At 61.2% G+C, this 23760-nt stretch carries 13 protein-coding genes and 2 pseudogenes; 8 read left to right on the top strand and 7 right to left on the bottom strand.

What is annotated here, in order from left to right:
- Nucleotides 1-992: IS110 family transposase (locus Q8K09_RS02740; RefSeq protein WP_305253491.1), on the top strand; the 992-nt coding region annotated here is incomplete at its 5' end.
- An 815-nt stretch (nucleotides 993-1807) separates the two neighbouring features.
- A pseudogene (locus Q8K09_RS02735) lies at nucleotides 1808-2779 on the top strand (integron integrase).
- 1045 nt (nucleotides 2780-3824) lie between these two features.
- Here the strand turns inward: Q8K09_RS02735 and Q8K09_RS02730 are convergent.
- The 3 genes from Q8K09_RS02730 to Q8K09_RS02720 all read right to left on the bottom strand — a co-directional run bounded on the left by Q8K09_RS02730 (nucleotide 3825) and on the right by Q8K09_RS02720 (nucleotide 7747).
- The gene (locus Q8K09_RS02730; RefSeq protein WP_305253490.1) at nucleotides 3825-6170 is read right to left on the bottom strand and encodes a bifunctional diguanylate cyclase/phosphodiesterase; all 2346 of its coding nucleotides are present in this window, start codon (nucleotides 6168-6170) and stop codon (nucleotides 3825-3827) included.
- Complete coding sequence (locus Q8K09_RS02725; RefSeq protein ID WP_305253489.1) at nucleotides 6154-6843, bottom strand: methylamine utilization protein; 690 nt, start codon at nucleotides 6841-6843, stop codon at nucleotides 6154-6156. Before Q8K09_RS02725 ends, Q8K09_RS02730 begins: the two co-directional genes overlap by 17 nt.
- A 151-nt stretch (nucleotides 6844-6994) precedes the next feature.
- A complete protein-coding gene (locus Q8K09_RS02720; protein WP_305253488.1) occupies nucleotides 6995-7747 on the bottom strand; it encodes an AraC family transcriptional regulator in 753 nt (250 codons plus the stop codon).
- A 289-nt stretch (nucleotides 7748-8036) separates the two neighbouring features.
- Between Q8K09_RS02720 and lon the strand changes: the two genes are divergently transcribed.
- The 5 genes and pseudogenes from lon (at nucleotide 8037) to cmoB (ending at nucleotide 13746) form a co-directional block, all read left to right on the top strand.
- The gene (gene lon, locus Q8K09_RS02715) at nucleotides 8037-10439 is read left to right on the top strand and encodes an endopeptidase La (RefSeq protein WP_305253487.1); all 2403 of its coding nucleotides are present in this window, start codon (nucleotides 8037-8039) and stop codon (nucleotides 10437-10439) included.
- Between the two features lie 266 nt (nucleotides 10440-10705).
- The gene (locus Q8K09_RS02710) at nucleotides 10706-11098 is read left to right on the top strand and encodes a protease inhibitor I42 family protein (RefSeq protein WP_305253486.1); all 393 of its coding nucleotides are present in this window, start codon (nucleotides 10706-10708) and stop codon (nucleotides 11096-11098) included.
- A 160-nt stretch (nucleotides 11099-11258) separates the two neighbouring features.
- Nucleotides 11259-11832 (top strand): annotated as a pseudogene (locus tag Q8K09_RS02705) (hypothetical protein).
- Between the two features lie 205 nt (nucleotides 11833-12037).
- Complete coding sequence (gene cmoA, locus Q8K09_RS02700) at nucleotides 12038-12781, top strand: carboxy-S-adenosyl-L-methionine synthase CmoA (RefSeq protein ID WP_305253485.1); 744 nt, start codon at nucleotides 12038-12040, stop codon at nucleotides 12779-12781.
- Complete coding sequence (cmoB, locus tag Q8K09_RS02695) at nucleotides 12778-13746, top strand: tRNA 5-methoxyuridine(34)/uridine 5-oxyacetic acid(34) synthase CmoB (RefSeq protein ID WP_305253484.1); 969 nt, start codon at nucleotides 12778-12780, stop codon at nucleotides 13744-13746. The genes cmoA and cmoB overlap by 4 nt, the downstream gene beginning before the upstream one ends.
- A 21-nt stretch (nucleotides 13747-13767) precedes the next feature.
- On the opposite strand, the gene Q8K09_RS02690 is transcribed toward cmoB, so the two are convergent.
- Genes Q8K09_RS02690 through Q8K09_RS02680 form a run of 3 tightly spaced genes read right to left on the bottom strand, consistent with a single transcriptional unit; the run spans nucleotide 13768 to nucleotide 17266 of the window.
- Nucleotides 13768-15603 carry a Gldg family protein gene (locus Q8K09_RS02690; protein WP_305253483.1) on the bottom strand — a complete coding sequence of 612 codons (1836 nt, stop codon included), beginning with the start codon at nucleotides 15601-15603 and terminating at the stop codon, nucleotides 13768-13770.
- A gap of 8 nt (nucleotides 15604-15611) precedes the next feature.
- A complete protein-coding gene (locus Q8K09_RS02685) occupies nucleotides 15612-16346 on the bottom strand; it encodes an ABC transporter permease subunit (protein ID WP_305253482.1) in 735 nt (244 codons plus the stop codon).
- Nucleotides 16343-17266: an ABC transporter ATP-binding protein gene (locus Q8K09_RS02680; RefSeq protein ID WP_305253481.1), complete on the bottom strand. Its 924-nt coding sequence runs from the start codon at nucleotides 17264-17266 to the stop codon at nucleotides 16343-16345. The genes Q8K09_RS02685 and Q8K09_RS02680 overlap by 4 nt, the downstream gene beginning before the upstream one ends.
- Before the next feature lie 817 nt (nucleotides 17267-18083).
- Here Q8K09_RS02680 and plsB point away from each other — a divergent pair.
- A complete protein-coding gene (plsB, locus tag Q8K09_RS02675) occupies nucleotides 18084-20567 on the top strand; it encodes a glycerol-3-phosphate 1-O-acyltransferase PlsB (protein ID WP_305253480.1) in 2484 nt (827 codons plus the stop codon).
- Nucleotides 20568-20898: 331 nt separating this feature from the next.
- On the opposite strand, the gene Q8K09_RS02670 is transcribed toward plsB, so the two are convergent.
- Entirely contained in the window at nucleotides 20899-23487 is a 2589-nt protein-coding gene (locus Q8K09_RS02670) for an EAL domain-containing protein (protein WP_305253479.1), read from the bottom strand.
- Nucleotides 23488-23760: the final 273 nt, after the last annotated feature.

Raw genomic sequence — 23760 nt, 5'->3', positions numbered from 1 at the left:
GTGTCCGTTCCGGCCAGGTGGTGCAGCGTAAGCGGCTGAACCGAGAGGCGTTTAGGCGATATATACAGGAGCAGGCCGAGCCGGTCGAGTGGGTGATGGAGGCCTGTGGTACGGCCCACTACTGGGGTCGTGTGGCGCAGTATCTGGGCCATTCGGTAAAACTGATCCATCCCCGCTATGTGCGGCCCTATCGCCGGCGCAACAAGACCGACCGTAACGACTGCGACGCAATGCTAGAGGCGGCGCGCTGCAAGGATATTTATCCGGTGCCAGTGAAAACCCATGAGCAGCAACAGCTGCAGCAACTGCATGGGCTGCGCGAGACCTGGAAGAAAAGCCGCACTCAACGCATCAACCTGTTGCGCGGCATCCTGCGCGAGGCGGGCATCGAAGCCCCGGCGTCCACCGCCGCGTTTCTCCGCGCCGCCCATGAGTTGGTTGACCGCCCAGAGCTCGCCCCCTTGAGTCATCAACTGCATATCGTTTTGGCGGAAATCAACCTGCACGAACAATGCATGGCCGAGTGCGAGCAGCAGCTAAAACGTTGGCACGCTAACGATGAAATAGTTCGCAAACTCGATGAAGTCAGCGGTATTGGCTTGCTAACGGCCAGCGCCCTGACCGCGGCTGTCGGCAAGCCTGAACGCTTTGCCAATGGTCGGCAGCTCAGTGCCTGGCTGGGCATGACACCGCGTGAGTTCAGCAGCGGCGACCGCCGCAAGCTCGGTCATATCAGCCGACAGGGCAACGTCTATGTGCGCACCCTGTTAATCCATGGCTCCCGAGCAGCACTGCTGGCCGCACAACGCTGTCAGGCCCGCACGCCAGAAAAACTAACCCAGTTACAACGCTGGGCCGTCGAGACAGCAGCCCGTATCGGCCACAACAAAGCGGCTGTGGCGTTGGCCAACAAATTGGCCAGGATCTGTTGGGCGGTGTGGTGCCATGAGCGGCGTTTCAGCGGTAACTGGCAAAGCGTAAAGCCCGCCTGACGGCGGGGGTAATCAGTAAGGAGTGATGGTTTTCTTGTGGTTGTGGTGAGCAGCAGCACTGTCGGAACAGGCGAGTCCTGCAGCGGAACAAGGCCGATAACAACGATGATCCCAGGGATCGATTGAACGCTTGGCCCCCGCTGCGCGAACTACAGAATGGCCAGGGCGGAAAAGCCAAAAACAGGCCGGATATACGAATGCAACCGCGCTGACGACAGGTGCAAAAGCAACGCTTTGCTCACTACTTGTGGGAAGAGTCCATATACCATTTGTTAGACGCTCGGATGTACGCATAATTTAAAGCACCGCTTTCAAGCTTGTAACGCGTTGCGCGATTAATCTGGCGAAACGCAAAAAATTTAATGTTTGCAATGCAACTGATAGTCCGCAATTTCAACGTGCCTCGATGGCAGCCTGCGTACGCACAGCAACCGCAAAACTAAACCCGAGAAAGCCCCGAAAGCAATCGTGCGGCCTTGCGAACAAAAATGACGCAACGGATGAAACGCGATAAATCCAATGTTTGCAATTTAACGACCTGAACGCAGTGTTGAAAAATGCCGCAAATATAACGGGCGTCAGTTCAGGCAATGAAAATTTCAAACCGTGAAAACCTCGAAAGCAAACGTGCGTTGTTACGGATGTACGCATTACAAAAACAAGCTTTGGAAACATGAACGTCTAACGTTAAATAGACACCACTTGGTGTCGTTACGCTTTTCAGGGCGTGGTGGATAACCTTCTTGTCGAGTCGTGCTGGGCCGTCTAGTCTCAGGGCTGCGGCTGTGATTCAACAAAAAAGGGAGTTATACACCATGGACGGAAAGCCTCGGTTGCTCGACCCGGTTCGTGAGCAGATTCGCTTGAAACATTACTCGATTCGCACTGAGCAAGTCTATTGCGAGTGGGTAAAGCGCTTCATTCGATTTCACCATTATCAGCATCCTAGCGAGATGGGGGCGGTGGAGGTTGAAGCGTTTTTGTCGGATTTGGCGGTGCGTAAGCATGTTTCCGCGTCCACGTAGAACCAAGCGTTGGCGGCGCTTTTGTTTCTTTATAAGCAAGTACTGAAGCTTGATTTGCCATGGCTTAGCGAAGTGGTGTGGGCTAAAAAACCGAGCCGCTTGCCTGTGGTACTTACCATTACGGAGGTTCAGGGGATCTTGGCTCAACTGGACGGCGAGATTTGGCTGGTGGCTAACTTGCTCTATGGCTCGGGCATGCGTTTGATGGAGGTGTTACGCCTGCGGGTAAAAGACGTGGACTTTAATCGGGGCGAGATCCTGGTGCGTGATGGCAAGGGGATGAAAGACCGCGTGACAGTGTTGCCCCGCTGTTTGGTTGTGCCGCTCAAGCAGCATTTGGCCGTTGTCAGGGCGCGGCATGCAGCAGAGTTAGAGGCGGGCCGAGGTGATGTCTATTTGCCGTTCGCGCTGGAGCGCAAGTACCCCAAGGGGCCGCAGGAGTGGTGTTGGCAATATATGTTCCCGGCGGCAGGGCTGTCGGTTGATCCACGAAGCGGTAAAACGCGGCGACACCATATTGATGAAAAGCGCGTGCAGCGCGGCTTCAAGGCGGCAATCAGGCGCACTGATATTGTGAAGCTAGCCACGCCGCATACGCTGCGTCATTCATTTGCCACTCATTTGTTGGAGAGCGGTCAGGATATTCGTACGGTGCAGGAGTTGCTGGGCCACTCAGATGTGAAAACCACGATGATTTATACCCATGTGTTGAATCGTGGCGGGCTGGCTGTGTTGAGTCCGTTGGACCGGGCTTGGCGGTGAAACAATCAGGGGCAGAGTCGAATGATTTGAAAGTCGACGCCAGCGCGGGTTATCCCGGTAATGCCCTGACAGCCCGGCGCCTATCCAGCGGGCTTGCGGCTACGCCACACGCATTGGTTGGTAGCCTGGGTCGAGCGTGGCGACACCTGGGACATCTTCTCCCGGGTATCGCTGCGCTCAACCCGGGCTACTTAGGTGATTGGGCGCTTCGTGTTGCAGGGTGAGAGACCGTCAGGGGTGGTTTCGGATTGCTTGAAAATTGACTCCAGCGCGGGTTATCCCGGTAGCTGTTCTGACGGCGCAGCGCACATCAAGCGGGTTGGCGTCTACGCCCCGCCCATCGACTGGTGGCCTGGGTCGAGCATGGCGACACCCGGGGTATCTTCTCCCGGGTATCGCTGCGCTCAACCCGGGCTACTTGAGCAGGTGTTCGGGGGCCTGGCAGATCAAGAAAGTTAATAGTGGCCTCCCATTGCTCGGGGCAGACACGCTACCGCCCTCCCCTGCGCACGACGAGGCTGGCGACTGCATGACAAAAGACAGGGAATAACGGCGGTCCTTGCCGCATAGGCGGGGTTGGCTGGCATTCCCTTGGCTCGGCCGAGCATAGTGCAGTGGGTGTTCCGCGCCAAGCAGAGGTTCCTGCGGCCTGACAGCGCAGGGCTCGACGTGGTTGTGATCAAGCCTGGTATCGACCGTGGGTTGTGCAAAAAACCGCCAGGCCGTATAGGGAGTCGTGCCTGGCTTCGCGGGCATGGCCCGCTCCTACGGCAATGCTGTTCACTTAAGCCAAGTGAGCAGCATTTTTTGTAGCCCGGATGAAATCCGGGGGAAGTCTGGCGCTTGAAAATCGCTCCCGGATTGCATCCGGGTTACGGGTGGGTGCATGGCTACGACAGGCGCCCAGAGATGGCCGCTTAAGTGAGCAGCATTGCGCTCCTATGGGGGACTGGGGCATAGGCTGGGTTCGCGAGCGTGGGCTGCGCCTACAGGTGTATTTGCAGGCAGGCACGTGGACATGCGGATAACCGACGCGGGAGCCGGCTCAGGATGGTTTGCGCACGGGGGGTTGTAGCGGCTGGGCGATCCAGGCTTCGAAGGCGGCGGCCGGCAGTGGGCGGCTGATCAGGTAACCCTGGGCGGCATCGCACTGCCAGCGTTCGAGCAAGCGCAGGCTGCAGGCCAGTTCGACGCCCTCGGCAACTACCTTGAGGCCCAGGCTGTGGCTCATGTCGATGGTCGAGCGGACGATCACTGCATCTTCGCTGTCGTCGTCGAGGTCGCGGATGAAGGACTGGTCGATTTTCAGCTCCTGTACCGGCATGCGTTTGAGCTGGGTCAGCGAGGAGTATCCGGTGCCGAAATCGTCCACCGACAGGCTGATGCCGAGGTCGCGCAGGTCATGCAGCACCTGCAAGGCCAGGGTGGGGTTGACCATCACTCCGCTCTCGGTGATTTCGAATATCAGTTGTTCGCCCGGCACCTGGTAGCGCGCCAGCAATTGGCTGACGCGGGTCGGTAACTTGGGGTCGACCAGATCTTCGGTAGAGATGTTCAGCGACAGTTGTACGTGCAGGCCGCGACCATTCCATTCGCGCAGCTGACGCAAGGACTCTTCGATCACCCAGGCGGTGAGGCTCTGGATGCTGCCGGTGCGCTCGGCCAGGGGGATAAATTCACCCGGCGAAATCATCCCCAGTTGTGGATGCTGCCAGCGCAACAAGGCTTCAGCCTGGCGCACCTGGCCGGCGGCGATATCCAGTTTGGGCTGGTAATGCAGGAGCAGTTCGGCGTTGTCCGGGGCCAGGCGCAGGTCGCGGATCAAGCGGATTTGCCGCTGATGCGCAGCGTCGCGGCCACGTTCGTACATTTGCAGGCGGCCGGGCAGTTGCGCAGCGTCTTGCATGGCGATACTGGCGCGCCGCAGCAGGTCATCCGGGGTTTCGCCATCGGCCGGGAAAGCGGCGATGCCGACGCAGCAATCCAGCATGACTTCCTGATTGCCGATGAGCAGAGGCTGGCTGAGCAATTGCTGCAAGCGGTCGCCCACTACTATTGCGCTGTCGCCGTCGCTGTTTTCCAGCAACAGCAGCAACTCGCTGGTCATCAGTTGAGCCAGGCTGTCGCCGGGACGCAGGCTGCCTTGCAGGCGTTGACTGAGCTGTTGCAGGGCCAGGTCGCTGGCACCCGGCCCGCAGCTGTCGTTGACTGCACGCAAGTTGCCGACACCCACGTAGAGCAACGCCGTTGGACGGCCGGCGGCAATCGCACTGCCGAGCCGTTCCAGCGCCAGAGTGCGATTGGGCAGGCCGGTTAGTGGATCATGCAGGGCGTTGTGTGCCAACTGCCGTTCCCGCTCGGCAATACTCAGTTGCATGCTGTGGAATGCCTTGGCCAGGCTGCCCAACTCATCGCTGCGGTGCAGTTCCAGGGGCATTTGGTAATCGCCCTGACCTACCCGCTCGGCCACGGCAGCCAGCCGCCGCACCGGCTGCGAAATGGTGCGCGCCAGCAGCAAGGCACCGCCCAGTGAGGCCAGCAGTGCGGCCAGGGCGATCAATAAAATATTCCGGTCGAGCGGGGCAAAGGCTTGCTGCGCCTGGGTCATGGATTTGTGCAGCAGGGCCTGGACCTGAAAGCCATCGCCACTGGCGAGCACCAGGCGCTGGCCAAGGTAGCGCTCTGCACCGACCAGCATCATGTCGTCTGCAGCGGCGAGTTCAACCTGCATGTCGTCCTGCAGCAACGCTTGGGTTGCGGCCGACAGGGTGCTGATCCAGATCGCTGGCTGGTCAGCCTGGCTGGCGACCAGGGTCAGCTCCAGCAGGGTCAGGTCGCGCAGTTCGCGGGCGAAGACTTCGTCCACTTTAAAACCCATCATCACCCGCGCGATCGGCAGGGGGGCGTTGACCGTGGCCTGGACCAGCAGGTAAATGCTGTCGCCAATCGGCATCAGGAATATCTGCGCGCCAGCTCGCTGTTGCGCCATCACCTGGTCGCTCAGGCGCGCGGCGACTTGCCCACTGATGCGCGGGTCGGTGCTCACTTCAAGGCTGCCATCGAGGCCGAGCATCATCACTGCGCTGGCATTGATCCGTGCGCCATGGTTGGCCAGCGCCGAGCGAATGGTGGCGCTGTCGTCACTGGCAGCCGCCGCTTTGAAGCCGAAGTCGGCGGCCAGCACCTGCACCGCATCGTGCAATTGCCGACCGCGTACATCGAGCAGTTGCTCGAAAACCCGCGTACCAACATCCAGTTGTTCACGGGCCTGGCTGCGCACCGCCACGTTGGTGGCGGTCTGCACGGCGACATACAACGCACCGACCACCACCAGCAGCAGCAGGATCAACACACTGGTAATGCGCGCCTGAAAACTATTGGGCAGCATCATGCGCCGCTTTTTTAAAGGCATCGCCAAAGGCACTCGACGGCGCCGCCGGGGTCAGCGCGGCAGGTGCCTGCATGGCCAGGGTAAAGCGCTGCTGGCTGGGCTGCTCGCTCAACAGCAACTCACCTGCAGCTTGCGGCAGCATGTCGGGAGCCTGGGGGTGCCACAGGCTGACGCTGTAATTGCCGGTCGGTAAGGTGTCGAATTGCACCCTGCCCTGCGCGTCACTCACGGCAAACCAGGGGTCGTCGGTGACGTAGACATAGCCGACCATCCAGTCGTGGATATTGCAGCCGAGTACCACGACCCCGGGCGTGTCGAACTGCACCGGTTCGCTGGGCGTGCCTTGGTACAGGCGCAGTTCGAAGCGTTTGGCCGGCGAGAAGGAATACACATGGTGGCGAATATTGTCGCTATTGGGGAACGACACCGTGGTGCCGCTGCGCACCGCCAGCACGTTTGGCACGAACTGCTGGGCCTGTTGGTCCATCAGTGCCGGCGCAGGCGCAGCATTCGCACCCAGAGGGCCGCGCAAGCTGAGCACCGCATTGGCCAGCGGCTGGCCTTGGGCGTCCACCAGCTCGGCATGCAAACTGGCGGCCCACAGTGCTGGACTGATCGCGCCAAGCAGACCAAGCAACACGGCGTGAAACGAATTGAGGAAAGGTCTGTTCATACGGCTCACTTGTGATTGGCGCCATCCGCACCGCACTGAGATTTTCGCCTTCCTGGCGACTCGTAGATCGAATGCGCACAAGACTAGCTGGACGTGCGCAGAAGATCACGCATTTGCGCTGGCGAAAGCCGTAGGACAGTGAGCGACGACGCTACTCGGCGCCGCGCAGGCGCTTGGGGGTCAGGCCAAGGTAGCGACGCATGGCGGTGGTCAGTGCGCTCTGGCTGGAGAAGCCACACTCTTCAGCGATCCGAATCAACGGCAAATGACTCTCGCGCAACAAACGAGATGCACTGTCGAGGCGGGTTTTCAGCAGGTATTGATGGGGCGTCAGGCCGACGCTGTCCTTGAACTGCGCATGGAAATGACTCGGGCTGAGGCACGCGACCTGGGCCAACTCGGCGACACTGATGCGCCGCGCCAGGTGTTCGATGATGTAGCCGTCCAGCCGCTCCAGATTCAGCGCCCCCGGCAGCCGAGCGGATTGCTCGCCGAACAGGCGCAGGTGCAACGCACGCAGCAGCACACCACCCAGGGCGCGCGCCAGCAGCGGATCGCTGCCATAGCGCTCGAGTTCGGCGCCGGCGTAGCTCAGCAGGTTCTGAAAGTCGGCATCCAGCTGCGGGTAACGCGGCGTCTCGAACAGATGGGTGAGCAGTGCCAGGTCTTCGCTGGAGGTGTCCTGCTCATTCAGGTCGATGATCAGCATGCGGTTGTCGCCCATGCCCGCAAACTGGTGATCGGCATCGCCGGGTACCAGGCAGGCACGCATGCGACACACCTCACCACCACGGCCGTTGACTTCGAACTCCGCACGGCCAATCAACGACAGCACCAACTGGTGGTGATCGTGGGTGTGTTCGTGGGCCTGGTCATCCAGGCGCAGTAGGCGTGCTTTGAGCATTGCAACGATAATTCCGCAGAGAGTGCTGGCACTTTAACCAGTTGCATGGGCAACCGTCATCCTCGGCGACCAGCGGCAGGCGCAGTGGCCGACCCTGTTGATGTATTGGTTGACGGCTGCGGGCATCCGCTAGCGGGCGCACGAGGCTTTGCGCCGCAGGTTGGTTGCTGCGCGACAGCGCGGCGCGCTGGACGACGGGGGATAGCTTATGGCGCGTATTGCTGTGGTTTGATTGAAAAGCGCGCCGCACCGCCCCATGTAGCATGTAACGTGCAAATAAAGGTGCCGCATGAACGAGCCACAGGACATCGATATCGTCGCAGAGCAAGCCAGCAAAACCGACCAGAATAGCCATGGCCTTGCGTTGCCCGATCAGCAATTACCGGACACGTTGTATGTGATCCCGGTTCATAACCGGCCCTTCTTCCCGGCCCAGGTGCTGCCGGTGGTCGTCAACCAGGAACCCTGGGGCAAAACCCTGGAGCGCGTCTCCAATACCGCGCACAAGTGCCTGGCACTGTTCTATATGGATAACCCGCCAGCCGACGGCGCCAGCTTCGACCCCGACAGCCTGCCGGAACACGGCACCCTGGTGCGGGTGCACCACGCCAGCGAAGAAGGCGGCAAGCTGCAATTCGTCGCCCAGGGCCTGACCCGCGTGCGTATCCGCAGCTGGCTCAGCCGCAAGCCGCCATACCTGGCAGAAGTCGAATACCCGAAAAGCCCAGCCGACCCGCGCGACGAGATTAAGGCCTACGGCATGGCGCTGATCAACGCGATCAAGGAGCTGTTGCCGCTTAACCCGCTGTACAGCGAAGAGCTGAAGAATTACCTGAACCGCTTCAGCCCCAACGACCCTTCGCCACTGACCGATTTCGCCGCAGCCCTGACCAGTGCACCCGGCAACCAATTGCAGGAAGTGCTGGATACCGTGCCGATGCTCAAGCGCATGGAGAAAGTCCTGCTGCTGCTGCGCAAGGAAGTGGAAGTCGGGCGCCTGCAGAAAGAGCTGTCGGCGGAGGTCAATCGCAAAATCGGCAGCAGTCAGCGTGAGTTTTTCCTCAAGGAACAGCTGAAGATCATCCAGCAGGAGCTGGGCCTGAGCAAAGACGACCGCAGCGCCGACATCGAGCAGTTCGAGTTGCGCCTGCAGGGCAAGACCCTGCCCGAGCAGGCGCGCAAACGCATCGATGAAGAACTCAACAAGCTGTCGATCCTGGAAACCGGCTCGCCGGAATACGCGGTCACCCGCAACTACCTGGACTGGGCCAGCGCGCTGCCCTGGGGCATCGTCGGCAAGGACAAGCTCGACCTCAAGCACGCCCGCCAGGTGCTCGATCAGCACCATGCCGGGATGGACGACATCAAGGAACGGATCACCGAATTCCTCGCCGTCGGCGCCTTCAAGGGCGAGATCGCCGGCTCCATCGTCCTGCTGGTCGGCCCGCCCGGCGTGGGCAAGACCAGCATCGGCAAGTCGATTGCCGAATCCCTCGGGCGGCCGTTCTATCGTTTCAGTGTCGGCGGCATGCGCGATGAGGCCGAGATCAAGGGCCACCGCCGCACCTACATCGGCGCCCTGCCCGGCAAGCTGGTGCAGGCGCTGAAAGAGGTCGAGGTGATGAACCCGGTGATCATGCTCGACGAGATCGACAAGCTCAGCAGCAGCTACCAGGGCGACCCGGCTTCGGCGTTGCTGGAAACCCTCGACCCGGAGCAGAACGTCGAGTTTCTCGACCATTACCTGGACCTGCGTCTGGACCTGTCCAAGGTGCTGTTCATCTGCACTGCCAACACCCTGGATTCAATTCCCGGCCCCTTGCTCGACCGCATGGAGGTGATCCGCCTGTCCGGCTACATCACCGAGGAGAAGCTGGCCATCGCCAAGCGTCACCTGTGGCCCAAGCAGCTGGCCAAGGCTGGCGTGCCGAAGAACCGCCTGAGCGTCAGCGATACTGCGCTCAGGGCGTTGATCGAGGGTTACGCTCGGGAAGCCGGCGTACGCCAGTTGGAAAAACAGCTCGGCAAGCTGGTGCGCAAGGCGGTGGTCAAGCTGCTCGACGACCCCGCCAGCAAGGTCAAAATCGGCCCCAAGGATCTGGAAGCCTACCTCGGCATGCCGGTCTTCCGCCGCGAGCAGGTGTTGTCCGGCGTCGGCGTGATTACCGGCCTGGCCTGGACCAGCATGGGTGGCGCGACGCTGCCGATCGAGGCGACCCGCGTCCACACGCTGAACCGCGGTTTCAAGCTCACCGGCCAACTGGGCGAGGTGATGAAGGAGTCGGCAGAAATCGCCCACAGCTACATCAGCTCGCACCTCAAGCAGTTCGGCGGCGAGCCGGGGTTCTTCGACCAGGCGTTCGTCCACCTGCATGTTCCTGAAGGTGCCACACCCAAGGACGGCCCCAGCGCCGGCGTGACCATGGCCAGCGCCCTGCTCTCGATCGCGCGTAACCAGGCGCCGAAAAAAGGCGTGGCCATGACCGGCGAACTGACCCTCACCGGCCAGGTGCTACCAATTGGCGGGGTGCGCGAGAAAGTCATCGCCGCGCGCAGGCAGAAAATCTTCGAGCTGATCCTGCCGGAAGCCAACCGCGGCTCCTACGAGGAACTACCGGACTACCTCAAGGAAGGCCTCACCGTGCACTTCGCCAAACGCTACAGCGATGTGGCCAAGGTGTTGTTCGACTAGTTCACCTGTGCCTATGCAGGCGCTGCAAGATCGTAGGGTGGATGACGCTTTACCCATCCACCCATAGCGGTGGTGGATGAAAACAGCGTCATCCACCCTACCCAGCCCTCGCACCCGGATAAATCGCGGCGCAACCCAGGAGGGCGGCGGCCTGGGATTACGCTGCGCCGGCTCCATGAATCTCGGCTACAACAGCCTCCACCGGCTTACGTCTTGTCCTGTACAGCGGCTATGCTGGCAGGCGTTTGCCGACCGAGGAGTTCACCATGCCCAACGCCCATCGCCTGTTACTGCCGCTCGGCTTCGTCTTGTTGAGCGGCTGTGCTCACCAAGCCGGTAGCCTCAATGTGCACCAGCAAAGCCAGTGTCCACTGAGCCTGCGCAGCGGTCAGCAAGTGATCCTGACCCTGCCGAGCAACCCCACCACCGGTTTTCGCTGGGTGCTGCGTGACGGCGCCAGCAGCCTGCTCGATAGCCTCGGCCCCGAGGTTTACAGCAATCCTGAGGACGCCGGACTGATCGGCAGTGCCGGCCAGTCAACGTGGCGTTTCCTGGCGCGACAGGCCGGCGAAGGCCACCTGCTGCTGACCTATCAACGGCCCTGGGAAACCGAGGTCGCCCCGGCAAAAACCTTCGATTGCCCGATCAGGGTCAAGTAAAACCGCGTGAGCGCCCTACTCGGCCGTTACCGCCTGGTTGCGGCTCTCCGGCAGCATTGTCGGCGACGCTCATGCCGTCAATGTTGTCCTCGCAGGGCAAGCAGAACCCGGTTTAATCGGCTATAGCAAATACACGGGTTCTACTTGCGAGGCACACCACATGACGCGGCTATGGCGTGAAGCACTGGTGGGCATGGCGCTGGCATGGTTGAGTGGATGCGGCAGCCTTTTACCCAGCGAACGAGCCGAAGTGCAGTCACCATTCATTGATTACCTGGATGCAGAAATGCGCTATTCCCAGGCCATCAATGGCAAGACCAGTCGCGCCGAACTGTTCTCCCTGGGCTTTGATCCACTGGCCCATGGCAACGGCAAGATGCTCTCGTTCATCGACGTGCGGCTGATGTTCGTGCAGCCGAATATCCCCATCGACTACCTGCCGGACGGCCTGCTGGAATGCCTGGAGGCCAAGGATAAGTGCATCGGCTACGCCTTTGAATTCACCAAGACCGACACCCAACGGGTCGGCAGTTTCTGGGCTGACGTATTCAATTTCCGCAAACAACGGGCGTTGCAGGGCTGGTCGTTCCGTGCGGTGTTCGTGCTGGTAGACGACACCCTGGTGCACAAAGTCAGCAATGGCTGAGCCGAACATTCGTCATTTTGAAGTCAAACGCAACCCGCTGGGCCCGCTGCAGGGCGCGGGTGAATATTTCTCCGATCAATTGAAGTAATCACCTTTGGCGGTAGGCCTGTTGCCGCGGTGTTGGGTTACGTGGCGGCGGGGAGGTGTGGCTTGCTGGGGAATATTAGCGCCGCTAACTCAACCGACGTCTGGGCGGCGGCAGCGTGCTACAGGCCAACCGTTCACATGGGCGTCGTCGCTGCGCGACTTTCACGCTAAAATCGCCGGCTTTCTCGACCTTGTGCGGAACCACCGTGAAAAAACAGCCCGACCGTCTCTTCGCCCAGCCCCTGGCCCAGGTGCCGGACTTCGCCTTCAACGAGGACGTGGTGCGGGTGTTCCCGGACATGATCAAGCGCTCGGTGCCCGGTTACCCGACCATCGTCGAGAACATCGGCGTACTCGCCGGCCAGTTCGCCCAGCCGCACAGCGTGCTCTACGACCTCGGTAGCTCCCTCGGTGCAGTGACCCAGGCCCTGCGCCGCCATGTCCAGGTCGAAGACTGCCGGGTGATCGCGGTGGACAATTCCAGCGCCATGGTCGAACGCTGCCGCGAATACCTGCATGCCCAGGACTCGATGTTCCAGGAGCTGCTGCCCGTCGAGGTGGTCGAGGCTGACATTCTCAGCCTGACGTTCCAGCCGGCCTCGCTGGTGGCGCTGAATTTCACCCTGCAGTTTATCCAGCCCGAACAGCGCCTGGCCCTGCTGACACGGATTCGCCAGGCCTTGCTGCCCGGCGGTGCGCTGATTCTCTCGGAAAAACTGCGCTTCGAGGATGCCGAGCAACAGCAGCTGCTCGGCGACCTGCATATCGCGTTCAAACGCGCCAACGGTTACAGCGAACTGGAAATAGCGCAAAAGCGCAGCGCCATCGAGAAAGTCATGCTCCCGGACAGCCTGGAACAGCACCGCGAACGCTTGCTGGCCGCCGGCTTCAGCAAGGTGGTGCCGTGGTTCCAGTGCCTTAACTTCGCCTCATTGATTGCCCTGCCATGATCAGCCGCCTAGACCTCGACGCCCTGCAAGCCGCCCTCGCGGGCACCCCACTACAAGACTGGTCAGCCGGCCTGCCCGGTCAGATCGACGCCAAGCTGGCCATCGGTCATGGCGACCTGCAGCGCTGGTATGGCGCCGTTCAGGCACTGCCAAAACTGAATGTCGAACAATTGCAGCTGTTGACGGCCTTCACCTTCGGCGGGGCCTGCGACGAAAACACCCGAGCTGAGCTGAAGAGCGCACTGCAGGGGTTGATCCCATGGCGCAAAGGCCCGTTCGATCTATTCGGCGTGCAGGTGGATACCGAATGGCGCTCGGACTGGAAGTGGCAGCGCGTGGCGCCCTACCTCGACCTCAAGGGCAAACGCGTACTGGATGTCGGCTGCGGTAACGGCTACTACATGTGGCGCATGCTCGGTGCCGGCGCCGACAGCGTGGTTGGCATCGATCCTAACTGGCTGTTCCTCTGCCAGTTCCTGGCGATCAAGAATTACCTGCCCGACCTGCAGGCCTGGCACCTGCCGCTGGCCTTCGAGGAACTGCCCGGCAAGCTGCAGGGTTTCGATACGGTGTTTTCCATGGGCGTGCTCTACCACCGGCGCTCGCCAATCGATCACTTGCTGGACTTGAAAGACTGCCTGGTGAAGGGCGGCGAGCTGGTGCTGGAAACCCTGGTGGTGGAAGGCGATGCCCAGCAGGTGCTGGTACCCGAGGACCGCTACGCGCAGATGCGTAACGTCTGGTTTCTGCCATCGGTGCCGGCACTGGAGCTATGGCTGCGCCGTGCCGGCTTTGTCGATGTGCGCTGCGTGGATGTCAACACCACCTCGGTGCAGGAACAGCGCGCGACTGACTGGATGCGCTTTCAGTCGCTGCCGGAGTTCCTCGACCCGGCTGATCACAGCCGCACCCTCGAAGGCCTGCCGGCTCCGACTCGCGCCGTACTGATCGCACGCAAGCCGTAATCCCGGCGGGCCTTTGCCCGGTCAGCCGTGCTTGCGCCGCCGCCATAGCCACAGCGCCAGCACGCCAAGGGTCAGCAGCAAGGGCACCAGGGCAATATTGACGAACTTCAGGGTGCGACCCAGCGCCTCGATATCGGCGTTCAACTGGTAGCGCACCTCGCGCAGTTCCTTGCGGATTTTCAGCTTTTCCTGAAGAAACTGCTGCAGCGCAGCCTGCTGCTCGGAGGTCAACTCCAGCACCTGGCTCGGGTCGTCACTGCTCTGCAGCGCAGCGAGCTTTTGCTCGGTGTCTGCCAGTTGCGCCTGCAGCACTTGCTCCTTCTCGCGAAAACGTACCTCGGCCTCGCGCTGGATCGACTCGACCACTTCGAACGGACGGGTAAAGCGTCCGCGCGAGCGCACGCTGATCAGCGCCTCGGAGCCGGTCAGGTTGTCCAGGGCGTTGATCGCGAAACCGGCGTTGTCTGCCCAAGGCTGCGGAATGCGCTGGCCGAAGAAATCCTGCACCTGCACCCACATGCGGTCGGTGAGCATGTCGGTATCAGCGACGACGATGACGTTGATGTTGTCCGTCTGTTTGAGCCCGTCCTTGCGCCCTTCGATGCCGTCTGGATAGGCCGATAGCGCCGGGCCGTCGAGGCGTGCAGCAAGGGTGTAACGCTCGCCGGTCGGCTCCAGCTCGCGGATCAGCTCTTCGGGGTTCTGCAGCATGCCGAAACGCTTCACGTCGAAGGGCATGGCGTACTGCGAACTCTGGATCAGCGGGATGAAACGAGTCTTGGCGCCCTCCAGCGGTTCAAGTATGCCGGCGGTGGCCACGGTGATGGTTTCCAGCGCGGCGGTGCTGATGTCGTCCTGATCCAGGGCGTTCTTCGGCAGGCTCAGCCAGGCCGCATGCCGCACCGGCCGGCGATCCTGACCCATGCTCACGGACATGGCGTAGGAGCCATCGCCGAGGACCTGGTCCGGCACCATGCGCAGGCCCCAGGCCTTGAACAGTTCAGGCAGGTCGGAGGACTTGTCGATGACCCTCTCGCCGGGCATCTCGGCCTGGGTATCGGCTTCGCTGAACGGGTCGACAAAGGCCAGCAACTTGCCGCCGCGCAGCACGAACTGGTCGATGGCGTAGAGGGTCTGTTCCGGCAACTGCTTGGGGTGCACCAGCAGCAGCACCGAGACATGTTCGGGGATCAGATCAACGTCGGCCTTGAGGCTCTCGATCTGGAACAGCTGGCGGACTTCCTCCATCAGCATCCACGGCGGCGTCGGCTGGCGGGAGGCCATGTCGAAACCACCATTGATCTGCAGCCCGGACAGCACGCCGACCACTGGCCGTTCGGGCTTGGCCAGGCTCTGTACCAGGCGGCTGAGTTCGTACTCAAGAAACTCCTCCTGGTCCAGGGCAAAGAACGGGATCACCTGGGTCGTGCCCTCGGCATTCTTGCCGGCCAGGCCGAAGTACAGCGAATCGCCGCCCTGCTGCAGGGGAATGGCCTGCAGGCCGAACTCGGCCGCTTGGTCCTCCTCCGCGGAGAACGGCGCCGGGTCGATGATCTTCAGCTTGAGCTTGCCGTCCGCCTCGCGCTGGTAGGCCTTGAGCATTTCCTCAACGCGCTTGGCATAGGTGCGCAGCGCCGGCAGGTTCTTGGAGGCAGTGTCGGAGTAGAAGAAGTTCAGCTCTACCGGCTCGTCTAGATCGGCAAGAATCTGCCGAGTGCCTGCGGAGATGGTGTAGAGCTTCTGTTCGGTCAGGTCCAGTCGTGCACCGGTCAGGCTCAGACTGGAAAACAGGTTGAAGGCGAGAAACGCCAGGGCGATGAAGACGAGCCCAGCGCCGGAAACCATCAGCTTTTTCATGGGCACCCTCAGTCGGCTTTCTTAAGATCGATGACCACCGCTGTCGCAGCCAACCAGGCGGCGATCAGGGTGAGGAAATACAGCAGGTCGCGCAGATCGATCACGCCTTTGCTGATGGCATCGAAACGGGTCAGGAAACTCAGCGAAGCCACTGCATCAATCAGCCATTGCGGCGCCCAGCCACTGAAGCCGTCGAGCACCATGGGAAAACCACTGACGATGAACAGGAAGCACACGCTGACCGCGAGGATAAAGGCAATCACCTGATTCTTCGCCAGCGCCGACATGCACGAGCCAATGGCCAGGTAGGCGCCGGCCAGCAGCCAACTGCCGATGTAGCCGGTGACGATGGCGCCGTTGTCCGGCTCGCCCAGGTAGTTGACGGTGATGATCATCGGGAAGGTCAGCAGCAACGCCAAGCCGGCGAAGGCCCAGGCAGCGAGGAACTTGCCGGTGACCGCCTCGAAGCGGGTGATCGGCAAGGTCATCAGCAGTTCGATGGTGCCGGATTTGCGCTCCTCAGCCCACAGGCGCATGGCAATCGCCGGCACCAGAAACAGGTACAACCAGGGATGAAAGCCGAAGAACGGCGCCAGATTGGCCTGACCACTCTCGAAGAAACCGCCCATATAGAAGGTGAACACCCCGGACAGCACCAGGAAAATCACGATAAACACATAGGCCAGCGGCGTGCTGAAGTAGCTCGCCAGCTCGCGCTTGAACAGTACCGGTAACTGTCTCATAGCACCTCCCCACGGGTCAGGCTGCGGAACACTTCGTCCAGCCGACCGCGCTCGACATTCAATTCTTTAACCCGCCAGCCGCGCTGCACGATCAGTGCATTGACCTGCGGGAAGATCACCTCGCCCGGCTTGGCCAGCACACTCAGGCTGTGCTCGCGCGCGTTCTCTTCCACCCCGATGACGCCCGGCAATGCTGCCAGCGCCGCTTTATCCAGCGGCTCTGCGGCCACCAGGGTTACCGCTTGGTGATAGCGCGAGCGGCTTTCCAGCTCCAGCGGCGTACCATCGGCGAGCAGTTTGCCGTTGGCGATTACCACCGCACGGGTACACACGGCAGACACTTCTTCGAGAATATGGGTGGAGATGATCACGATCTTGTCGTGGGCCAGGCTCTGGATCAGCTTACGCACCTGGTGCTTCTGGTTCGGGTCGAGGCCATCGGTGGGCTCGTCGAGGATCAGCACCTTGGGGTCATGCACGATGGCCTGTGCCAGGCCGACGCGGCGCTTGAAGCCCTTGGAAAGGGTCTCGATCGACTGTTCCAGCACCTGTTCCAGTTCAACCTGGCTGACAGCCTTGGCCACCCGCTCACGTTTAGCCGCACCCTTGAAACCGCGCACCTCGGCGATGAACTCGAGGAAACCGCGCACCGTCATGTCGCCATAACAGGGCGCACCTTCCGGCAAGTAGCCGATCTGGCGCTGAACCTTGAGGGTGTCTTTCTGGATATCGAAACCAAGAATGCTCGCCGTGCCGGAGGTTGGCGCAAGAAAACCGGTGAGCATTTTCATGGTGGTGGACTTGCCGGCACCGTTCGGCCCGAGGAACCCCAACACTTCCCCCTGCGCGACGCTGAAGGACAGGTCGTCCACTACGGTGTGCTGCGCAAAACGCTTGGTTAGGTTTGTTATTTCAATCATGACCTTTCACCATTGCGGTAACAGGCCCAGCTCGCTACCCCTACAGGCGCAGGCCGGGTGTTTAAGTGCCGGCGGACTATAAGGAGTCGGCCATGGTCAATGCAAGCCAGGACACTGGGGAGGTTGCCCTGCCAGCCCTTGGTTGCCGGGCATGCCAACCACGTAGGCCGGGTTAGGCGTGGGTGAGCATAGTGACCACCGCGCCATGCTTGATGCGCCGTAACCCAGCATGGCGGCGTGCCTGCTGACGCAGCGCCCGAATGACGCAACGGCCTATGATCCGGCGGCCTGCACCGCTAACCCGACCTGCTCACGGTGCAACTTTGCCTGCGCGCTGGATTAGCCCGCGAGCATAAATCGCTGATGGGTATCGCTGCGCTCAACCCATCCTACGAACGGCGCGGCCCGCGTCCTACGAACTGTCCCTGCCCGTAGGATGGGTTAGCCGCCCAGGCGATTCCTGGCAGGACAGCCTTTCAGGCGCGGCGTAACCCATCATGGCGCTGGGCCTGCTGACGCAGCGCCCTAATGACGCAACGGCCTATGATCCAGCGGCCTGCACCGCTAACCCGACCTGCTCACGGTGCAACTTTGCCTGCGCGCTGGATTAGCCCGCGGGCATGAATCGCTGATGGGTATCGCTGCGCTCAACCCATCCTACGAACTTAAACGTGGGTTTTACTCGAGCATATGCCCCGCCGCTAACCCGGCCTACGCTCAAAGAATCAAGCAGTTACAAGATTTTGCCGGCAGCCCGCCGATCCGGCACACTAACCGCCCCGAGCAATCGCTCGTTTGCACAGCCAGCAGACTCTGTATGACCCGCTCCCCGCTTCACCGCCTCGTGTTCGGTACCCTGCGCCGCCTGCTGTACCTCTGGGTGCGCTCGGAAACCATCAACCAATCGGCCTTCACCCTCAAACTCGACCGCAGCAAGCCGGTGTTCTATGTGCTGCAACTGCCATCCTGGAGTGATCTGGCGGTGGTCGATACCGAGTGTCGCAAGGCTGGCTTGCCGCGCCCGGTATTGCCGGTGGCAGTCGGCGAATTGCTGGAGCCGGCAGCGTTCTTCTATTTAACGCTGGAACCGGACTGGCTGGGTCGCCAGGACAAGCGCGGCATCTCGCCGACCCTGCAACGCCTGGTCAGCGCCCTTAGCCAGCATGCCGTGGACGACGCACAGATCGTTCCGGTCAGCGTGTTCTGGGGCCAGTCGCCGGATCGGGAAACCAGCGCCTGGAAGCTGCTGTTCGCCGATAGCTGGGCAGTCACCGGGCGCCTGCGCCGACTGGCCAGCATCCTGATTCTGGGGCGCAAGACCCGCGTGCAGTTCTCCACGCCGATTCACATGCGCGAGCTGGTCGAGCAGAACAAGGGCCACGAACGTACCTTGCGCATGGTCCAGCGCATCCTGCGGGTGCACTTTCGCAACCAGAAGGCCGCGGTCATTGGCCCGGACGTCTCGCACCGGCGCAACCTGGTCAAGGGCCTGGTGCATGGCCCGCAGGTGCGCCAGGCGATCATCGAAGAAGCCGAGCGCGAACACATCACGCTGCACAAAGCCGAAGCCATGGCCCTGCGCTATGGCAATGAAATCGCTTCGGATTACACCTACACGGTGATCCGTTTTCTCGAACTGGTGCTCAGCTGGTTCTGGAACAAGATCTACGACGGCATCAAGGTCAACCATATCGAGGGCGTGCAGGAGGTTGCCCAGGGCCACGAGGTGGTTTACGTGCCCTGCCACCGCAGCCATATCGACTACCTGCTGCTGTCTTACCTGCTGTTTCGCAACGGCCTGACCCCACCGCATATCGCTGCCGGGATCAACCTCAACATGCCGCTGATCGGTGGCCTGCTCCGCCGGGGCGGCGCCTTCTTCATGCGCCGCACCTTCAAGGGCAATCCGTTGTACACCGCCGTATTCAACGAATACCTGCACACCTTATTCAGCAAAGGCTTCCCGGTTGAGTATTTCGTCGAAGGCGGGCGCTCGCGGACCGGGCGCATGCTGCAGCCGAAGACCGGCATGCTCGCCATCACCCTGCGCAGCTTCCTGCGCAGCCACCGCCTGCCGGTAGTGTTCGTGCCGGTGTATGTCGGCTATGAGCGAGTACTCGAAGGCCGTACCTACCTCGGCGAGTTGCGCGGGGCAAGCAAGAAAAAGGAGTCGATTTTCGACATCTTCAAAGTCATAGGTGCGCTCAAGCAGCGTTTTGGCCAGGTCTGGGTCAACTTCGGCGAGCCGATCAAGCTGGCCGAATTCCTCGATCAGCAGCAACCTGGCTGGCGCGCCCAGGATTACGGCACGCAGTACCGCCCGACCTGGCTGAATGAGGTGACCAACCAGCTCAGCGAGCGTGTGGCCCGGCACCTCAACGAAGCGGCAGCGATCAACCCGGTGAATCTGGTGGCGCTGGCGCTGCTCTCCACCAGCAAGCTGGCCCTCGACGAACGCGCCTTGGCGCGGGTGCTCGACCTCTACCTGGCGCTGCTGCGCCGCGTGCCCTACTCGCCGCACACCACCCTGCCGGAGGGCGATGGCCAGGCGCTGATCGAATACGTGCAGGGCATGGACCTGCTTGCAGAACAGCGCGATGCACTGGGCAAGATTCTCTATCTGGACGAACACAACGCCGTCCTGATGACCTACTACCGCAACAATGTGCTGCATATTTTCGCCCTGCCTGCTCTGCTGACCAGCTTCTTTCAGAGCAGCGCGCGGATGAGTCGCGAACAGATCCTGCGTTATACCCGTGCGCTTTATCCCTACCTGCAGGCCGAACTGTTCATCCGCTGGGACCTGGAGCAACTGGATGCGGTGGTCGACCAATGGCTGGATGCCTTCGTCGAGCAGGGCCTGCTCACCTTCGAGGCTGGCGTCTATGTACGCCCGGTGCCCAGTTCGCGCCACTTCGTCCTGCTAACCCTGCTTTCGCGCACCATCGCCCAGACCCTGCAACGCTTCTACATGGCCACTGCGCTGCTGCTCAACGCCGGCCAACATGCGATCAGCGCCGAAGAACTGGAAGACCTGTGTACCGTGATGGCCCAGCGCCTATCGATCCTCCACGGCCTCAATGCCCCGGAATTTTTCGACAAGAGCCTGTTCCGCCACTTCATCCAGACCCTGCTCGACCAGGGCGTGCTGCACCGTGATGCGGCAGGCAAGCTCAGCCATCACCCGCTGCTCGGCGAGCTCTCTGAAGGCGCAGCCAAGCGCGTACTGCCGGCGGAGATTCGCCTGTCCATTCGCCAGGTGGCGCTGGACAGCAGCGAGGATGTGCCGGAGGCGGTTTAGCCGGGGCGCTTCACAAGAAGGCCCGCCTCTCGCGAATTGGTGCAACCCCATAGCCCGGGCTTATCCAGGCGACGCAATCCGGCCTCAAGGCCAACCCGCATGTCATTGATGTTATGAGTTATGGCGTTTTCTGTAGGAGCCAGCTTGCTGGCGATCTTTGCAGATCAAAAGCATCGTCGGAGCGCCGAACCGCAGCAAGGACTAGGCGTCCCCCAGGCTCCTACACAGTTTGCTGCGCAACAGCGCGGTGTCGAAGACGTGGCAGACCCTCCTGGGGACCAACCGGGAGGCTACCAGGCTCGGCGACAACCGGGCCGCCTGACAGCCCAGCTCATACACCTTGCTCCAGACGCTCCAGCGCACTGCGTAACAGGGCCGGCTGCATCGGCCGATCGAGGAAGTAGCCCTGGGCCTCTTCACACTCGTGGCGCTGCAGAATATCGAGTTGCTCCTGCGACTCCACGCCTTCAGCCGTCACCGTCAGGGAGAGCGCTCGACCAAGACCAATAATCGCTTTGATGATTGCCTCGCTGCTCTCGCAACCGTCCAGGTCGGACACAAAACTGCGATCGATCTTCAGCCCATCGAAAGGGAATGTGCGCAGATAGCCGAGGGAAGAATAGCCCGTACCAAAGTCATCCATGGCCAGCCTGACGCCTAAATCCTTGAGCGCCTGCATGATCACCAGCGCACCTTCGGCATCCTCCAGCAGGACGCTCTCGGTGAGTTCCAATTCCAGCCTGGACGCCGGCAAGCCGGTTGCATCGAGCACACTTTGTACCCGTTCAACCAAGTGCCCGCGTTGGAACTCCACCGGCGACAGGTTGACCGAAACAATCAATTCCTCGTCCCAACTCATGGCTTCCGTGCACGCGGTATGCAGCACCCAGGAACTCAGGGGCACGATCAAGCCGGTGGTCTCAGCAATTGAAATAAAAGTATCCGGGGCCAGCAGGCCGCGTTGCGGATGCTCCCAGCGAACCAGCGCTTCAGCCGCGACCATGCGCTTGCTGCTGACGCTGTATCGCGGCTGCAGGAGCAGGCGCAGTTCGTCGTTTTTCAACGCGTGGCGCAGATCACTTTCTAGCTGACGGCGCTCGACAGCCCGCTCGTTCATATCGCTGGCATAAAAGCGCCAGGTATTGCGCCCGGCCCCCTTGGCCTCGTACAAGGCGATATCCGCGTAGCGAAGCAACTCTTCGGCCACGCAGGCATCGACGGGCGCCATGGCTACGCCAATGCTAGTGCCAATAAAGATACTGTGGTTGTCGATCTCGAATGGCTGTTCGATGCTGGCAATCAAACGCTCGCACAGGCGCTCTACTTCCTCCTGAGCGGATATGCCACTGACGATAAGGATGAACTCGTCACCGCCCATGCGGGCGACCAGATCGCCATCGCGCAGGCACAGACGCAAGCGCCGGGAAACCTCGTTGAGTACCTGATCGCCCACCTCGTGGCCGAAAGAGTCGTTGACCTGCTTGAACCGGTCGAGATCGAGGCTCAGCATCAGCAGCGGCTTGTCCGTGGTCGGCCGGGCCTTGAGCTTACCGTCGAGAAATTCCTGCATGCGGTTGCGGTTCGGCAAACCGGTCAGCGCATCATGCAGCGACAGGTGTTCGATACGCGCCCGCGCCTCAACTTCTTCGGTAATGTCACTGACAGTTCCGCGGTAACCGCAGCTAACCTGCGAATCCGCAACAGTGCGCATGGCGAGTCGACAGGTACGCAGACGACCGTCCTGGGCGCGGTAATGACATTGCCGGGTGCCATTGGCCGCCCGGGTCTTGCGCTTGCTCAGCCAGGTGGACAGACCACCGGGGCACTCGATGAACTCATCGATCGGACGCCCCAGCCAGTCGCTCTCGGCATGCCCGGTCACCGCCTGAAAACGCGTGGACAAATAGGTCAGACGCAACTCGGCATCGACTTCCCAAATCCAGTCCGAGGCAGCTTCGGCCACATCGCGAAAGCGCGCTTCACTGGTCGCCAGGGCTCGCTGACTGGCATACAGGGAGGCGTAGCTGACTTGCATCTCACGCGCGGAAGCCATAACCCGGCGCAGGGTCAACCAGGTGACCAGCGCCACAATGCTCCCAGCCAGGGTCAGCAGCGGCAGAATCAAGTACAGCAACTGATCGCCGGGCCGGGCTGGCTGCCAAGCCAACAGCAGCGGCTCGCCGTTGATGGTAGCCAAACGCAATGGGGGCTCCCCAGGCAGATCAGCGGAGGCGTTAGCCACATGCAGCTGATCGATACCGAAATCCTCTCCAAGCGCCTGCAACTTGTTTGGTCCGAGCAGGTCAACGAAGAGCAAAACTGAGGTCGGGCCCGGCACGCCGACTACCTGCGGGTCACCGCCGGAGGTAAAGCCTGCAGCAGCAACCAGCGCCGGTTGACCGGCTATTTGCATAAAGCCTGTGAGCGGTTCTTCATCCTCGGCCTGCTCGCGCGCCTGAGCGAGCAGCGCAGTTATGTCGTGACCGAGCCATTGCTGCACCGAGGTGTCAACGAGCTTGCCGTCGACCACCGCATAGGAGGTGGAGCCGTTGGGTGCGACGACAAACACGCCTTCGAAGACGAAATCATCGAACAGGCTGGGGCCTAGATTCTGCCGCGTATAGGCCCAGTCAAGATCGACCGTGGCATGCAGATGCTGGTAAGCATCACCCCAAAAGGCATAGTCGGAGATCGCCGTCAGGATCGACTTCTGCCGAGCCTCCACGGCTTTTTCCACATAGAAAAAACCTTGCTCGCTAGCCCGACTGTTCTGCTGCAGGGCAATCTGTACCAGCGCGAAACTGGCCACGACAAACAACACAAGCAACAAGGCTGAGATAAGCAGCAGCGCCCTTCGTGTGGCACTCGCATTGGCGACGCCGATGGTCGGTTGACGGGACAGCGCTGCTGTTGGCGACATAGATAATCCTCAATCGATGGCTTACACGGCGCAGAACAGGTGCTTGCAAGAGAGTTCGCAGGGGTGAAGCGTTGTGCTGTCACCTCGTCATCTACGGATAACACTAGCCCACCGATGCCGCTGAGACAGCACCTGCCTCAAGGAGGTCGAGCGTTATTTGACAGCAACACTGCACAGTACCGCCAATGGCGACTCGCGCGCAGCGCTGGTCTGCCAATACCAGTCGCGCCAGTGCCAAAGAGCGCTGCCGGTGCGGGTTCAAGACCGCGCAGG

Origin of the sequence: Pseudomonas sp. (genome assembly GCF_030683065.1) — a bacterium.
Taxonomy (GTDB): Bacteria; Pseudomonadota; Gammaproteobacteria; order Pseudomonadales; family Pseudomonadaceae; genus Aquipseudomonas.
This window is presented reverse-complemented; position numbering and strand designations above follow the sequence as displayed.